Here is a 16106-nt window from a genome sequence, read left to right as displayed (position 1 = left end):
GCCACACGTGACATCCGCAGCAGCAGAGAAGCCCCTGTCCACTCAGCGCCGACGCGCCCCGATCGCGATCACGGTGGCGATCATCGCCGCGCTCCTCATCGGGTTCTTCGTGTTCTCGGGGTTCTACGCCGATCTGCTGTGGTTCCAACAGCTCGGCTTCACCCAGGTCCTGACCACGCAGTGGATCGCGGCGATCGCCATGTTCCTCGTCGGGTTCGTGGGGATGGCCCTCCCCGTCTGGCTGGCCATCGAGATCGCCTACCGGACCCGTCCGGTCTACGCGAAGCTCAGCTCGCAGGTCGACCGCTACCAGCAGGTGGTCGAGCCGCTCCGCCGACTCGCGACCTACGGCATCCCGGCGCTCTTCGGGCTCTTCGGCGGTGTCGCCGCGGCCTCGCGCTGGCAGCTGGTGCTGCTGTGGATGAACGGCACCCCGTCCGGTACCAAGGACCCGCAGTTCAACCTCGACGTGTCGTTCTACCTCTTCGACCTGCCGTTCTTCCAAGCCGTGGTCGCCTTCTCCTCGGCGGTCGTCCTGATCGCCCTCATCGCAACCGCCGTCGTCACCTACCTCTACGGAGGCATCCGGGTGGTCAGCCGTGAGGTCTGGATCTCCATGGCGGCCCGCGTGCAGATCTCGGTGCTCGCCGCGCTGTACCTGATCCTGCAGGCCGTCAGCCTCTGGCTCGACCAGTACACGACGCTGAACGACACCGGCACGCTCATCACCGGTGCCTCGTACACCGACGTCGCCGCGACCATCCCCGGTCGGGTCATCCTCGCCGGGATCGCGCTCATGGTCGCCGTCCTGTTCGTCGTCACCGCGTTCACCGGCCGCTGGCGTCTGCCGCTCGTCGGTACCGCGCTGCTCATCGTCGCGTCCCTCATCGTCGGCAGCCTCTACCCGTGGATCGTCCAGCGTTTCCAGGTGGAGCCGAACGCGAAGAGCCTCGAGACGCCGTACATCAAGCGGAACATCGACATGACCCGCGACGCCTACGGGATCGCGGATGTCGAGGAGGAGGAGTACGCGGCCACCACCGACGCGACCCCCGGAGCACTGCGTCAGGACGCCGAGACCACGGCGAACATCCGGATCATCGACCCGTCGCTCGTGAGCGCCTCGGTCGCGCAGCTCGAACAGTTCAAGCAGTTCTACTCCTTCGACAAGCAGCTCGACGTCGACCGCTACAACATCGACGGCAAGACGCAGGACGCCGTCGTCGCGGTCCGCGAGCTGAACGTCGCCGGCCTCGACAATTCGCAGTCGTGGATCAACAACACCGTCGTGTACACCCACGGGTACGGTCTGGTCGCCGCGTACGGCAACCAGCGCTCGGCCTCCGGTGAGCCGGTCTTCCTCGAGTCGGGCATCCCCACCACCGGCGCGCTCGGCGACTTCGAGCCGCGCGTGTACTTCGGTGAGCAGTCGCCCGACTACTCCATCGTCGGCGCTCCCAAGGGCGCGGACCCGGTGGAGCTCGACTACCCGTCGGGCACGCAGGGTGAGTCGCAGACCTACACGACCTTCGACGGTGATGGCGGGCCCAAGCTCGACAACGTCTTCAAGAAGCTCGTCTACGCGCTCAAGTTCCAGTCGGAGCAGATCTTCCTCTCCGACTCCGTGAACAGCCAGTCGCAGATCCTCTACGACCGCGACCCGTTCACCCGGGTCCAGAAGGTCGCTCCGTACCTGACGCTCGACTCCGACCCCTACCCGTCCGTGGTGGACGGTCAGATCGTCTGGATCGTCGACGGCTACACGACGAGCGCCAGCTACCCCTACTCGAAGACGGTGAGCCTGTCCGACACGATCTCCGACTCGGTCACGCCGGCGCAGAACTACGCGCTCGACGACGTCAACTACATCCGGAACTCGGTGAAGGCGACCGTCAACGCGTACGACGGCAAGGTGACGCTCTACAGCTGGGACGACCAGGATCCGATCCTCAAGACCTGGCAGAAGGTGTTCCCGTCGACGGTCAAGCCGATGTCGGACATGTCCGGCGATCTGATGAGCCACGTCCGGTACCCGGCCGACCTCTTCAAGGTCCAGCGTTCGGTGCTCGGCCAGTACCACGTCACCAACGCCGGTTCGTTCTACTCGAGCGAAGACGCGTGGGTCACCCCCAACGACCCGCAGTCGACCGACACGGAGAAGAAGTACCAGCCGCCGTACTACCTGACGATGCAGCTGCCCGAGCAGGACGCGCCGTCCTTCTCCCTGTACTCCACGTTCATCCCGCGTCAGGGCGGTGAGCAGTCGCGGAACGTGCTGACGGGCTACCTCGCGGTCGATGCGAACGCCGGCGCCGAGGACGGCAAGCGGAGCTCCGACTACGGCAAGATCAGACTCTTGACCCTGCCGAAGGACGACACCGTGCCGGGCCCCGGCCAGGTGCAGAACACCTTCGACTCCGATCCGAGCGTGTCGAGCCAGATCAACATCCTGAAGCAGGGTCAGACCGAGGTGCTGAACGGCAACCTGCTGACCGTGCCGGTCGGTGGCGGTCTGCTCTACGTGCAGCCGGTCTACGTGAAGTCCACCGGCGACACGAGCTTCCCGCTCCTGCAGAAGGTGCTCGTCGCCTTCGGCGACCAGATCGCTTTCGAGGACACGCTGGACGAGGCGCTCGACGTCCTGTTCGGCGGCGACTCGGGTGCGGATGCAGGTGACACGAACGTCCCGGGCGACAGCACGACGCCCCCGACGGACGGCACGGACACCGGCGGCGGAACCGACACGGGCTCGACCCCGAGCACGGGTGACCCGACGGTGGACGCGCAGATCAAGACGCTGCTCGACCAGGCGAAGGCCGCGATGGTCGAGAAGGACGCGGCCATGGCGAGCGGTGACTGGGCTGCCTACGGGGTGGCGGACAAGAAGATCTCCGACGCACTGGCGCAGGCGCTGGCACTGCTGAACGGCTGATTCCGAGCCTGCAATCCGAACGGCGTCGCCCTGACGGGCGGCGCCGTTCGGCGTTTCAAGAGGAGGGATTCGGCCAGAATCGGAGTGCTTGGCGGCACGCGATTTGCACGCCCTCAGAATGCATGCTAGGTTTATCTCTTGTGCCGCAGGGTGGAGCAGTTCGGTAGCTCGCTGGGCTCATAACCCAGAGGTCGTAGGTTCAAATCCTGCCCCTGCAACAGAAAAGATGAAATCCCGGTCTCCTCGAGACCGGGATTTCGTCGTTTCCGGGGATGGTCGCCCGCGGTCGGCGAGCGGTGGGTCAGCCCATCGTCGCGACGGGGAGGCCGAACGCCGCGGCCACGCCGGCGTTGGTGACCGCACCCGCGTGGATGTTGACGCCCGCGCGGAGCGCTGCGTCGGCCGCCACTGCTGCTCCCGTGCCCTGGTCGGCGATGGCGAGTGCGTACCGGAGGGTGGCGTTGGTCAGCGCGCGCGTCGAGGTCTCCGGGACGGCGCCGGGCATGTTGGCCACGCAGTAGTAGAGGCTGTCGTGGACACGGAACGTCGGGTCGTCGTGCGTCGTCGGTCGGGAGCCCTCGAAACATCCGCCCTGGTCGATCGCGATGTCGACGAGCACCGAGCCGGGCTTCATGTCCGCCACCATGGCGTCGGTGACGAGCTTCGGGGCCTGGGCCCCGGGGATGAGCACCGAGCCGATGACGAGGTCGGCGTCGCGGAGCTGCTCCGCGATCTCGTACGCCGATGACGGCCTGGTCTGGATCTGCCCGCTGAAGCGGTTCTCCAGCTCGCGCAGGCGAGGGATGGAGATGTCGATGATCGTGACGTCCGCCTGCATGCCGAGCGCGTTGGCTGCGGCGTGCTCGCCGGCGACCCCGCCGCCGATGACGACGACCTTCGCCTTGGGGGTTCCGGGCACGCCGCCCAGCAGGATCCCTCGGCCACCGGTGGCGCGCATGAGGTGGTAGGCGCCGACCTGCGTGGACAGTCGTCCTGCGACCTCGCTCATCGGCTGTAGGAGCGGCAGGGAGCGGTTGGGGAGCTGCACGGTCTCATAGGCGATCGCGGTGGTCCCAGAGGCGATCAGGGCGTCGGTGAGCGGACGGTCCGCCGCGAGGTGGAGGTAGGTGAAGAGCGTCTGGTCGGCCCGCAGGAAGTCGTACTCGGCGGCGACGGGCTCCTTCACCTTGAGCAGGAGGTCGCCCGCCGCCCAGACGGAGGCCGCTTCGGTGGCGATGGTTGCGCCGGCGGCACGATACGCCTCGTCGAGATTGCCGGACCCGAGGCCGGCGCCCGCCTGGACGACGACCTCATGGCCGTGTCGGACGAGTTCGTGGACGCCGCCTGGCGTCGCCGCGACCCGGTTCTCGTTGTTCTTGATCTCCGTGGGGATGCCGATTCGCATGGCTGGTTCCTCTCGCAGGCTGGGCCAAGGCTCGGCTCTCCCGCTCGTCGGTGGACGGTGTGGGACTATTCTGAGGTTGCTGCGTTTCAGCCAAATGAACACCGCAGTTTTTGCGGAATTCGTGTCTGAACTCGATGATGATTCGGCTGAAGAGGAGAGTGGGCGCAGCATGACGAACAATCTGCACGGACGCGCGGACCTCGACGACGTCGACCACGCACTCCTGCGGCTCCTGCAGGAGAACGCACGCATGACGAACGCCCGCATGGCGGAGCTCGTCGGCATCGCCCCCTCGACGTGTGTCGCCCGAGTGCGGTCGCTCGTCGACCGCGGCGTGATCACGGGGTTCTCGGCGCGTATCGATCCGGTCGCGGTCGGGCTCGGTCTTGAGGCGCTCATCAGCGTCAACATCAGGGCGGGGGCTCGCGCCCGTATCGCTGAGTTCAGCGCCGGCATCCGACAGCTCCCGGAGGTCGTGCAGGTGTTCTTCCTCGGCGGCTCCGAGGACTTCGTCATCCATCTCGCGGCGCGGGACAGCGCCCACATCCGCGACTTCGTCGTCGAGCACCTGTCGGCCGATCCGACGGTCGCCTCGACCCGCACGAGCCTGGTGTTCGATCACTCGTTCATCGGCGTCGCGGTGGGGGAGTGAGGGCGATCGGCGGCTGTACCGGCCGGGCGAAGGTCACGAACGCATAACGAAGGACTCGGGCGGAAAACCCTGACCATGTTCGGTTTTGCCATGGAGGCCGTGCGCGATGTCCGCCTTGTGGGGGATCGTCGATTAGCCAGCAGCTGTGAGTTTCGTTAGCGTTGTCGACGGCCCGCAAGGGCTGACCTACGTAACCGCGTCCCGCCCCCTGTCGCCCCGTGACGGCGTGCTGGACGTACGGTCGAACGCCACGCGGTAGCCGTTGTCGCCCCACGTGATCCGAGCCCGCGCGCTGTCCATCAGTGCGCCGATGGGGCGGATCGAGAGCCGTTCGACCCGGCCTGACGATCGACAGGAAGAGCGCACCGCGGTTCCGCGTGCGCTTCCAGGAGAACACATGACCGAAACGATTGCCGTCTCCGCGACGGGACTGTACAAGGTCTTCGGCAGGAAGCCGAAGGAAGCCGTGAAACGCCTGCAGGCCGGTGCCTCGCGTGACGAACTCGCCTCCGGCGGGACCACCGCAGCCGTCATCGACGCCTCGTTCGAGGTGAAGCAGGGCGAGATCTTCGTCGTGATGGGCCTCTCCGGCTCGGGCAAGTCGACGCTGATCCGGATGCTCAACGGCCTGCTCGAGCCGACGGCGGGCACCGTGACCATCGCCGGGAAGCCGATCTCGGGGGTGTCCTCGAAGCAGCTGCGTGCGGTCCGACAGGACAACATCTCGATGGTCTTCCAGCACTTCGCCCTGCTGCCGCACCGCACGGTGCTCGAGAACGCCGCCTACGGACTCGAGGTGAAGGGTGTTCCGGCCGCTGAACGACGCGAGCGGGCCCAGGCCGTCGTCGAGCGCGTCGGGCTCGCAGGCTGGGAGGACAAGCTCCCGGGCCAGCTCTCGGGTGGGATGCAGCAGCGCGTCGGCCTCGCCCGCGCACTCGCCTCGGACACCGACATCCTCCTCATGGACGAGGCGTTCTCCGCGCTCGATCCCCTCATCCGCCGCGAGATGCAGGAGCAGCTCGTCGAGCTGCAGGCCGAGCTCGGCAAGACCATCGTGTTCATCACCCACGACCTCAACGAGGCGATGTTCCTCGGCGACCGGATCGCCGTCATGCGCGACGGCCGGATCGTCCAGGTGGGCACCCCGAACGACATCCTGACCGACCCGGCGAACGACTACGTCGCCCAGTTCGTCCAGGACGTCGACCGCGCCCGCGTCCTGACCGCCGGTGGCGTGATGGAACCCGCGCGCTCCGTCGTCTCCGCATCCGCCGGACCCAGGGCTGCCCTGCGCATCATGCGCGACCTGCAGACCTCGACCGCCTTCGTGGTCGGTCCGGGTCGGCAGCTCCTCGGCGTCGTCCGCGACAAGGACGTGCTGCGTCTCGTCCGTGCGGGCGACCACGAGCTCGGCAGCGTCATCACCGCCGACCTCGCCACGGTCTCGCCGGAGGCGGCGCTCGTCGACCTCTTCGAGTCCGCCGTCGAGAGTGCCCTGCCCGTCGCGGTCGTGGACGAGCGGACGCGCCTGCTCGGCGTCGTCCCGCGGGTGACCCTGCTCGCCGCCGTCGGCAACGTCCCGACCAACACGGACGAGATCAGCCTCGTCGGGCCGCCGGCGACGGTGCCCGTCGAGCTCATCACGGCGACCCTGCGGTCGACCGCGGAGGACCCGCAGCACCCCGATGACGTGACCTCGTCGATCGAGACCAGCGCCGCCGAACCGGCAGCGATTCTGCCGGAAGGGAGTGTCCGATGAACGGCGTCCGTCTCCAGTCGTCCGGGTTCCTGGACGCCATCACCCGCCCCGAGATCGGTGCGTGGGTCGAAGCCTTCGTCGACTTCATCACCGACGTCTTCCAGCCCGTCTTCGACGTCATCCGGAGCGTCTTCCAGGGGCTGTACGACGGCGTCGACCTCGTGCTCAGCGGTCCGCCGTTCTGGGTGATCATCATCGTCGCCGCCCTGCTGGCCTTCGTCGCACGAGGCCCGGTGTTCGCCGTCGGCTCCGCGGTCGGGCTGTTGATCATCGTCGGCGTCGAGCAGTGGGACAACGCGATGGACTCGCTCTCGCTCGTGCTCGTGGCCGGACTCATCGCCATCGTGATCGGGATCCCGCTCGGCATCCTGGCAGCCCGCTCGAAGGTCGCGTCGTCGATCATCCGGCCGCTGCTCGACTTCATGCAGACGACTCCAGCGTTCGTCTACCTCATCCCCGCGCTCATCCTGTTCCGCATCGGCGTCGTCCCGGGCATCGTCGCGACGATCGTCTTCGCGCTGGCCCCGGCGGTCCGTCTCACGGAGCTCGGGATCCGCAACGTCGACCGCGAGGTCGTCGAGGCCGGCAACGCGTTCGGTGCTTCCTCGTGGCGGATCCTCCGCCAGATCCAGCTGCCGCTCGCGATGCCGAACATCATGGCCGGAGTCAACCAGGTCATCATGCTCTCGCTCTCCATGGTCGTCATCGCCGGCATGGTCGGCGCCGGCGGTCTGGGTGGCGACGTCGTCAAGAGCCTCTCCCGGATCGACATCCAGCTCGGCTCCGAAGCGGGCCTGTCGGTCGTCATCCTGGCGATCTTCCTGGACCGTCTCACGGCTTCCCTCGGCGGCGGTCGCAAACAGCGCGGGAAGCGCATGAAGGCTGCCCCGTCCTCGCCCGGCGGGATCCGACCGGCGCCTGCCTCGAGCACCACGACGACCGACAGCACCGCCTCAGGTGAGGAGCAGCGCACTCCCGCCGAGTCGCCGACCGCCGTGCGGTGACACACCGGCACACAGCTTTCCATCCGACGACACCGATCCCCGCGTCACGCGGGACGAAAGGAATCATCGAACATGCAGTACCGCACCAAGATCGCAACCACCATCGCAGCGGGGGTGGCGGCGACGCTCGCCATCTCCGGCTGCTCCGCGGGCGCCTCGGACGAGACGCTCGAGAACGGCGACAAGCAGGCGGTGACCATCGCCGTGTTCAGCGGCTGGGACGAGGGCATCGCGGCCTCCGAGCTGTGGAAGGCCGTGCTCGAGGAGCAGGGCTACGACGTCACCCTCGAGGAGGCGGAGCCCGCCCCGGTGTTCTCGGGCCTCAGCACCGGTGACTACGACCTGACGCTCGACGTCTGGCTGCCGACGACCCACGCGAGCTACATCGAGAAGTTCGGTGACGACGTCGTCGACCTCGGCGCCTGGAACACCGACGCCAAGCTCACGATCGCCGTCAACGAGGACGCCCCTGTCGACTCGCTCGAGGACCTCGCGGCCAACGCGGACCTCTTCGACAGCCGCCTCGTCGGCATCGACCCCGGTGCCGGACTGACCGAGGCCACCCAGGACAAGGTCATCCCCGAGTACGGCCTCGACGACTGGGAGTTCCTGACCTCGGGCACCCCGGCGATGCTCTCGGAGCTGAAGGCCGCGACCGACGCCGGCGAGAACATCGCCGTCACGCTGTGGCGTCCGCACTGGGCCTACGACGCGTTCCCGATCAAGGACCTCGAGGACCCGAAGGGCGCCCTCGGAGATGCCGAAGGCATCCACAGCTTCGGCAAGGCCGACTTCGCGGACGAGTACCCGACGCTCGCCGGGTGGCTGAAGGACTTCGACTTCGACTCGGAGCGACTGTTCTCGCTCGAGAACGCGATGTTCAACGAGGGTGACTCGAAGGACTACGCGCCGGTCGTCAAGCAGTGGATCAGCGACAACCAGGAGTACGTGGACTCGCTCACCAAGTAGCGGATCGATGAGACGACGGGCACCGGAGCGATCCGGTGCCCGTCGTCGTGTGCATCGGAGCGTCAGCTGCGGAGTCGGGCGAGGCCGTCGACGGCCCGCTCCAGCACCTCGACGCGTTTGCAGAACGCGAACCGGACCAGCGACGCGTAGTCCGGGTCGTGCCGGTCGAGACAGAACGCCGACAGCGGCACCGCCACGACGCCGGCGAGCTCGGGCAGTGCCCGGCAGAACGCCGCAGCGTCGTCGAAGCCCAACGGTGCCGCATCGGCCACGATGAAGTAGGTGCCGTCCGGCCGGAAGGTGTCGAAACCGGCGGCGGAGAGGCCAGCGCTCAGGAGGTCCCGTTTGCCGCGCAGGCCGTCGGCGATGGCCGTGAACGCGGCGTCGGGCAGTCGGAGTCCGGTCGCCATCGCCGGCTGGAACGGTGCGCCGTTGACGTAACTGAGGTACTGCTTGACCGTCGAGACGGCCGTGACGAGTTCTCGGGGTCCGCTCAACCAGCCGATCTTCCACCCGGTCGTGCTGAAGGTCTTGCCACCGGACGAGATCGTGAGTGTGCGTCCGGCGGCACCCGGCAGGGTCGCGATGGGGACGTGCCGGACGTCGAAGGTCAGGTGCTCGTAGACCTCGTCAGTCACGATGATCGCATCGTGGCGCTCCGCCAACTCGGCGACCAGGTCGAGCGTCGCGCGGTCGAGGACGGTGCCGGTCGGGTTGTGCGGCGTGTTGACCAGGATGACCCTGGTCCGATCGGTGACGGCGGCGCGGAGCTCGTCCGGGTCCGGCTGGAAGTCGGGGGCGCGCAGCTTGACCGTCCGGTGCCGGCCGCCGGCGAGGGCGATGAGTCCGCCGTACGCGTCGTAGAACGGCTCGAAGGTCACGACCTCGTCGCCGTGCTCGACGAGGGCGAGCAGGGTCGCGGCGAGCGCCTCGGTCGCTCCGGCGGTGACGAGCACCTCTCCCTGCGCGTCGGGCTGGAGTCCGTAGAACCGTCGCTGGTGCTCGCTGATCGCGGTGCGGAGGTCGAGGGTGCCCGGGCCGGGTGGGTATTGGTTCTCGCCGCGCTCAATGGCCGCGACCGCCTCGGCGAGGACCGCCTCGGGCCCGTCCTCGTCGGGGAACCCCTGGCCGAGGTTGACGGCTCCGGTCTGCAGCGCGAGCGCGCTCATCTCCGCGAAGATCGTCGACGAGACGTGTCCGTCCTCGTCAACGAGGCCGGCGCCTTCGGCGGTGCGCCGCCAGGGTCCGTCAACCACCATGTCGATCTCCCTCCGTGGCCGCGGGAGCGGGCCGCTCCCAATCTAGGACACCGTGCGCAGGTCCTTGCGGCGAAGCCCTAGCCGGCGCACAGCGGGCGCGAATGAAACACTCAGCTCAGCACGGGAAGCTGACTGCGCTTGGAAGGAGCAGAATCGCCATGACCGACACCGCAGACGGACAGCAGCCCGCCGAACACCCCCAGTCCACCCCGAACGGTGAGACCGCGCCGCAGTCCGCACCCGCTGAGCAGGCGGGCGGCACAGTGCCTCCCGCGGGCGAGGCACGGCCGTCGACCTCAGGAGCGTACTTCCCGCCCCCGACCGCGATGCCACCGGTCGCACCGCCCGCCGGTCAGCCGAGGCAGCAGCCGTACGGCGCGGCCCAGCAGGGCTCGCCGTACCAGCAGGCGCCGCAGCACCCGTCCGCAGCCTTCTCCCGTCAGCAGCAGCCGAACCCGTACGCCGCGTACCAGCAGCCCACCGGCCAGCAGCCCACGGCCCAGCCGCAGCCCGGTCAGCAGCACGGTCCCTATGGTGCGTCCCCGTACGCCCAGCAGCCGACCGGGCAGCACCCCGGCGTGCCGACGCCACCGGCAGCGCGGACGAAGAAGACCAACCGCCCGCTCGCGGGCATGGTCGCGATGCTCGCCGTCGGCGCCCTCATCGGAGGAGCGTCCGGCGCCGGGGCGACGCTCTGGGTCACGAACGCGACGAAGTCGAGTGTCTCGAGCAACGAGGCGGGCTCGAAGGCGTTCACCATCAACGACGACGCCGACGTCAGCCTGACCACGGCCATCGCCGCGACGGCCGGGCCGAGCGTCGTGACCCTCTCGGTCCAGGGCGGGCAGAGCGCCGGTACCGGTTCGGGGATCATCCTCAGCAAGGACGGTTACGTCCTGACGAACACGCACGTGGTCACCCTGGACGGCCAGGTCGCCGACCCGACCATCCGGGTCACCGATGCGAACGGCAAGCTGTACAACGCCAAGATCGTCGGCACGGACCCGATCTACGACCTCGCTGTCATCAAGCTCGAGGACGCCTCGGGTCTCAGCCCGATGGAGTTCGCGAACTCCGACAAGCTCAACGTCGGCGAGACAGCCGTCGCGATCGGTGCGCCGCTCGGACTGGCGGGGACCGTCACCGACGGCATCGTCAGCGCCCTCAACCGGAGCATCACCGTCGCCTCCTCCGCCGTTCCGGACTCCGGATCGAGTGACGACGGCGGGTCCGGCGACTCGAACGGCGACAACCAGAGCCCGTGGAACTTCGACGTCCCCGGGCAGACCACCCCGACCGCGCCGACCTCCTCGATCTCGATCGCGGTCATCCAGACCGACGCGGCGATCAACCCCGGTAACTCGGGCGGCGCGCTCGTCGACGGCACCGGCAAGCTCATCGGGGTCAACGTCGCGATCGCGAGCGCCGGAAGCACCGACTCGTCGTCGCAGAGCGGCAGCATCGGCGTCGGCTTCGCCATCCCGGCGAACATCGCCAAGCGCGTCTCGGACGAGATCATCAAGACGGGCAAGGCGACCCACGGCCTGCTCGGCGCGACCGTGAAGGACGCCTCGAGCGACGCCAAGAGCACGGTCGCCGGCGCGCTCATCGACAAGGTCACCGACAACGGCGCCGCGCAGGCCGCGGGTCTGAAGTCCGGGGACATCGTCACCGAGTTCAACGGCGTCCCGGTCACGGGTGCGAACGACCTCACCGCTCAGGTGCGGGCGCTCGCGGCGGGGGCGACGGCGAAGCTCACCTTCACCCGCGGCAACGACTCGCAGACCGCCGAGGTCACGCTCGGCGAGCTCGCGCTCTGACACCCGGGGCGTCAGGCCCCGGAGGACGCCCGCACGGCCTCCGTGCGGGCGTCCTCCGCGTCCGGGCCACCCCGACGACCGGCTGCTAGGCTCGATCGAACGAAACACGGAGTGAACCCCCATGTCGAACGACACAGGCCAGGCCGACGCACCGTCGTCGCCCGGAGTCTCCTACGTGATGCCGGTGTTGAACGACGTCCGCCACGTCCGGGCAGCCGTCGACAGCCTCCTGGCGCAGGACTACGCCGGCGACGTGGAGATCACGATCGCCGTCGGGCCGAGCATCGACGGCACGACCGAGCTCGTCCGAGAGCTCCAGGCGGCCGACCCGCGCATCCACGTGCTGGAGAACCGTGTCGGGTCGACCCCGGCCGGGCTCAACCTGGCGATCGCCGCGTCGACGCATCCGATCGTCATCCGGGTCGACGCCCACTCGGAGCTGCCCGACGACTACGCGCGACTCGCGGTCGAGACCATGCTCCGCACGGGGGCGCAGAACGTGGGCGGCATCATGGACGCCCAGGGGCGCACGAGCTTCGAGACGGCGGTGGCGCGGGCGTACGGCTCGCGCGTCGGGCTCGGTGGCACACCCCACCACGTCGGCGGTCGAGAGGGGCCTGCCGACACCGTCTACCTCGGGGTCTTCGACCGCGAGATGCTCATGCGGGTGGGCATGTTCGACGAGCGCATCAAACGCGGACAGGACTGGGAGCTCAACCGCCGGATCAAGCAGGCCGGCGGCCTCGTCTGGTTCACGCCCGCGTTGCGCGTCGTCTACCGCCCGCGTGCGAGCATGCGCGCCCTGGCGCGGCAGTTCTTCTCCACCGGACTCTGGCGCGGCGAGCTCAGCCGGAGCTTCCCCACCCGCGGCACGCTCCGTTACTTCGCGCCGCCGGTCCTGGTGCTCGGTATCGTGCTCGGCACGCTGCTCGGGCTCGGAGGCCTGGTCCAGCTGGGTGCGGGGGCGACGCCGTGGCTGCTCCTCGGGTTCGCGGCCCCCATCGCCTATGCGGCCATCGTGCTGCTCGCGAGCATCGTCGTCACCGGGCGGGACGGGGTACGCACGAGCCTCTGGATGCTCGCCGTCCTGCCGTGCATCCACTTCTGCTGGGGCACGGGGTTCGTGCTCGGCTACGGCTCGCTCGCGAAGGGCATCTCCGCGCTGCGCAATCCACCGAAGGCGGTCTAGATGTCGGATCCCAGCACGGCCGGAACCGGTCCGAGGCTCACGCCCCCGCGGACGATCGCCGAGCTCCGTGCCGTGGCGCAACCGCCGGAGGTCCGCGCGCGGAAGAACGCCGAGCACTGGACGGCCGACCTCTACCTGCGAGACCTGTCGCCGTACGTCACGTGGTTGCTGCTGCGCACGAGCATCAGCGCGAACGGCGTGACGGGTCTGATGATCCTGACCGGCTGGGCCACGGCCGCCGCGCTCCTCATCCCCGGATTCGGGGGCGCGGCCCTCGCGCTCGTGCTCGGCCAGACGCAGATGCTCGTCGACTGCTGCGACGGCGAGGTCGCGCGCTGGCGGCGGACGTCGAGTCCGGCCGGTGCGTTCCTGGACTCCGTCGGCCACTACTCCACCGAGTCGCTCATCGCGATCGCCCTCGGCATCCGTGCCGCCGCGTGGCCGGTCGATGCGCCCGAAGACCTCGTCTGGATCACCCTCGGATTCGCACTCGCGCTGTTCGTCGTCCTCAACAAGGCGCTGAACGACATGGTGCGGGTCGCCCGCGCCGGGTTCGGGGCGCCGAAACTCACCTACTCGACCGAGGAGTCGGCGCCGCGCGGCGGACTGCTCGCGACGGCGCGGACGGTGGCGCGGTTCCTCCCGTTCCACCGGCTGTTCCACTCGGTCGAGCTCACCATGGTGATCTTCGCCGCTTCCGTGGTCGGCCTGTTCGTCGGCGACGTCGAGGCGATGCGCTGGGTGCTCGCGATCCTCGTTCCGCTCGCGTTCCTGACGCTCGTCGGGCATTTCATCGCGATCGTCTCGTCGAAGCGGCTCCACGCGTGATGTCCGGCCCGATCCCGGTCACGCGCTCCGTCGGCGTCGTGGTCTTGACGCAGGGGACCCGCCCGGTCGAACTCACCGCAGCCGTGGAGAGCGTGCTCGCCCAGCAAGCGGTGGAGCTCGACGTGGTCGTGGTCGGCAACGGCTGGCAGCCGACCGGACTTCCGCACGGCGCTCGAGGCCTGGCCCTGTCGGAGAACCTCGGGATCCCGGCCGGCCGCAACCGTGGTGCCGACGCCGTGCAGGGGGAGTTCGTCTTCTTCCTCGACGACGACGCGACCATCCCGTCCACCACGTTCCTCCGCGACGCCATCGCGATGCTCGACGCGGACCGCTCCATCGGCCTCATCCAGCCCCGGCTCGCCGACGCGGACGGTGCAGCGACGCCGTCCCGCTGGGTGCCGCGCACCCGCGACAAGGACCCCGGGCATTCGAGCGCCGTGTTCTCCTGCCTCGAAGCGGCCGTCCTGTTGCCGCGGTCGGTATTCGACGCCGTCGGTGGATGGGCAGATCCGTTCTTCTACGCGCATGAGGGCATCGAGCTCGCCTGGCGGGTCTGGGACCAGGGGAGGCGAGCCTGGTACGAGGCGTCCCTCGAAGCGAACCACCCCGTGACCGAACCGACAAGGCACACCGCTTACTACCGGCTCAACGCGCGGAACCGGGTCTGGCTCGCGCGGCGGAACCTCCCGGTGCCGCTCATCCCGCTGTACGTGGGCTCCTGGACCGCGATCCAGGTGATCCGGTGGTGGCGGAAGCCGGAGGCCCTCCGTCCCTGGTTCGGTGGCTGGCGCGAGGGGTGGCGGACGGACCCCGGCGAACGTCGTCCACTGCGCTGGCGGACGGTCTGGCGGATGACGCGCGCAGGGCGACCTCCGGTCATCTGAGTGGCGGGGGCCCGTCGTGATCCCACCGTGACCTGGCGTCGTTACGCTTGACGGATGCTGGAGCTGACATGGGACTGATCACAGACGGTCGTCGTGCCATCACGCTCGCCAAGGACCTGCTCGCCAACCGCCGGGCCAGAGCCGTCCTCGCGGCGCAGATGCAGGCGGCTCCCGTGATCGAGCCGGGGCGCTACAAGGTGGCCGTGTACTTCGCGGACGGTGCCGTCAACATGTACCAGATCCGACAGTGGTACCGGCCGCTCGCCGAACTGTCGAAGCAGTGGCCCGTCCTCATCCTCAGTCGCGGTGCGACGGCTGCGGCGAAGCTGTTCGAGGAGTCGCCGATCCCGACGGCCTACGTCCGGACGGTCGTCGCCCTCGAGCGCACGCTGGCCGATCAGGACATCCGCGTCGTGCTGTACGTCAACCAGAACGCCAAGAACTTCCAGATGTTCCGGTACGGCTCCCGCTGGCACGTCTTCGTCAACCATGGCGAGAGCGACAAGATGTACATGACCACGAACCAGTTCAAGGCCTACGACTACAGCCTCATCGCCGGCCAAGCGGCGAGGAACCGGCTGGAGCGGGTGCTCTGGGACTACGACTTCGACAAGCGCGCGATCATGATCGGCCGCCCGCAGGCGGACCACTACTCGGGCGAACTGCCGTACACGCCCGACGAGCGGACCGTGGTCCTGTACGCGCCCACCTGGGAGGGCGACCGCGCGGCCGCGGCATACGGCTCGATCGCGAGCCACGGCGTGGCCCTCGTCCGAGCGCTCATCGCGACCGGGCGGCACCGCGTCGTGTACCGCCCGCACCCGAGGAGCGGTGTCGTCGATCCGGCGTACGCGAGCGCGAACCGCGAGATCATGGCCGCGCTCCAGGAGGCGAACCGAGCGGACGCCTCGGCCCAACACGTCGTCGACACGGGTGCCGACCTCGGTTGGCAGCTGGCGGCAGCGGACGCGGCGATCGTCGACATCTCCGCGATGGTCTACGACCGCCTCGCGAGCGGGAAGCCGCTCATGATCACCCGTCCCGTGAACCCGGAGGCGGAGATCGACACCGGAGGGTACCTCTCGTCGTGTGAATGGCTCGATGCCTCGGACGCAGCGGACATCGTCGACGGAGTCGACCGACTCCTCGGTGATCCCGAGACGGTCGCGCGACTGCAGCACTGGGTCGAGTACTACTTCGGCGACACGACGCCCGGGGTGACGACGGCGAGGTTCCACAGCGCCATCGAGCATCTGATGTCGGAATGGGAACGGTTCGCCCTTGCGCACGCCGATGGCCGGCCGGAGCTCGACGAGCATGAGGACGATGAGGACGAAGACGAGGATGACGATGACGAAGGACGCGCCTGAGGCGCCCTGAGCCGTTGAGTCCGCGCCCAGGAGAA

Annotated in this window: 12 protein-coding genes and 1 tRNA gene; 11 read left to right on the top strand and 2 right to left on the bottom strand. The window is 68.7% G+C overall.

Going from position 1 to position 16106, the window contains the following annotated elements:
• Positions 1–7 precede the first annotated feature (7 nt).
• Both IFU30_RS11225 and IFU30_RS11220 read left to right on the top strand, forming a co-directional pair.
• Positions 8–2932, top strand: a complete 2925-nt coding sequence (locus IFU30_RS11225; protein WP_192005218.1) for a UPF0182 family protein — start codon at positions 8–10, stop codon at positions 2930–2932.
• Between the two features lie 144 nt (positions 2933–3076).
• A tRNA-Met gene (locus tag IFU30_RS11220) sits at positions 3077–3150 on the top strand.
• 83 nt (positions 3151–3233) lie between these two features.
• Here IFU30_RS11220 and ald read toward each other — a convergent pair.
• Positions 3234–4337: an alanine dehydrogenase gene (gene ald / locus IFU30_RS11215; RefSeq protein ID WP_192005217.1), complete on the bottom strand. Its 1104-nt coding sequence runs from the start codon at positions 4335–4337 to the stop codon at positions 3234–3236.
• A 169-nt stretch (positions 4338–4506) separates the two neighbouring features.
• Between ald and IFU30_RS11210 the strand changes: the two genes are divergently transcribed.
• From IFU30_RS11210 to IFU30_RS11195, 4 genes are all read left to right on the top strand, one after another.
• Complete coding sequence (locus IFU30_RS11210) at positions 4507–4989, top strand: Lrp/AsnC family transcriptional regulator (RefSeq protein ID WP_079705560.1); 483 nt, start codon at positions 4507–4509, stop codon at positions 4987–4989.
• A 397-nt stretch (positions 4990–5386) separates the two neighbouring features.
• Positions 5387–6748, top strand: coding sequence for a quaternary amine ABC transporter ATP-binding protein (locus tag IFU30_RS11205; protein ID WP_079705561.1), 1362 nt, complete (start codon positions 5387–5389; stop codon positions 6746–6748).
• Complete coding sequence (locus IFU30_RS11200) at positions 6745–7752, top strand: ABC transporter permease (RefSeq protein ID WP_192005216.1); 1008 nt, start codon at positions 6745–6747, stop codon at positions 7750–7752. Before IFU30_RS11205 ends, IFU30_RS11200 begins: the two co-directional genes overlap by 4 nt.
• 72 nt (positions 7753–7824) lie before the next feature.
• A complete protein-coding gene (locus IFU30_RS11195; protein WP_192005215.1) occupies positions 7825–8721 on the top strand; it encodes a glycine betaine ABC transporter substrate-binding protein in 897 nt (298 codons plus the stop codon).
• A gap of 62 nt (positions 8722–8783) precedes the next feature.
• Here the strand turns inward: IFU30_RS11195 and IFU30_RS11190 are convergent, their stop codons facing one another.
• Complete coding sequence (locus IFU30_RS11190) at positions 8784–9980, bottom strand: aminotransferase class I/II-fold pyridoxal phosphate-dependent enzyme (RefSeq protein ID WP_192005214.1); 1197 nt, start codon at positions 9978–9980, stop codon at positions 8784–8786.
• 158 nt (positions 9981–10138) lie between these two features.
• Between IFU30_RS11190 and IFU30_RS11185 the strand changes: the two genes are divergently transcribed.
• The 5 genes from IFU30_RS11185 to IFU30_RS11165 all read left to right on the top strand — a co-directional run bounded on the left by IFU30_RS11185 (position 10139) and on the right by IFU30_RS11165 (position 16071).
• The gene (locus IFU30_RS11185; protein ID WP_192005213.1) at positions 10139–11800 is read left to right on the top strand and encodes a trypsin-like peptidase domain-containing protein; all 1662 of its coding nucleotides are present in this window, start codon (positions 10139–10141) and stop codon (positions 11798–11800) included.
• 121 nt (positions 11801–11921) lie between these two features.
• A complete protein-coding gene (locus IFU30_RS11180; protein WP_079705566.1) occupies positions 11922–12989 on the top strand; it encodes a glycosyltransferase family 2 protein in 1068 nt (355 codons plus the stop codon).
• Positions 12990–13817, top strand: a complete 828-nt coding sequence (locus IFU30_RS11175; protein ID WP_079705567.1) for a CDP-alcohol phosphatidyltransferase family protein — start codon at positions 12990–12992, stop codon at positions 13815–13817.
• Complete coding sequence (locus IFU30_RS11170) at positions 13817–14701, top strand: glycosyltransferase family 2 protein (RefSeq protein ID WP_079705568.1); 885 nt, start codon at positions 13817–13819, stop codon at positions 14699–14701. Before IFU30_RS11175 ends, IFU30_RS11170 begins: the two co-directional genes overlap by 1 nt.
• A 68-nt stretch (positions 14702–14769) precedes the next feature.
• Complete coding sequence (locus IFU30_RS11165) at positions 14770–16071, top strand: CDP-glycerol glycerophosphotransferase family protein (protein WP_192005212.1); 1302 nt, start codon at positions 14770–14772, stop codon at positions 16069–16071.
• Positions 16072–16106: the final 35 nt, after the last annotated feature.

This window comes from Plantibacter sp. CFBP 8798 (assembly GCF_014841195.1).
GTDB classification, from domain to species: Bacteria; Actinomycetota; Actinomycetes; order Actinomycetales; family Microbacteriaceae; genus Plantibacter; species Plantibacter auratus.
This window is presented reverse-complemented; position numbering and strand designations above follow the sequence as displayed.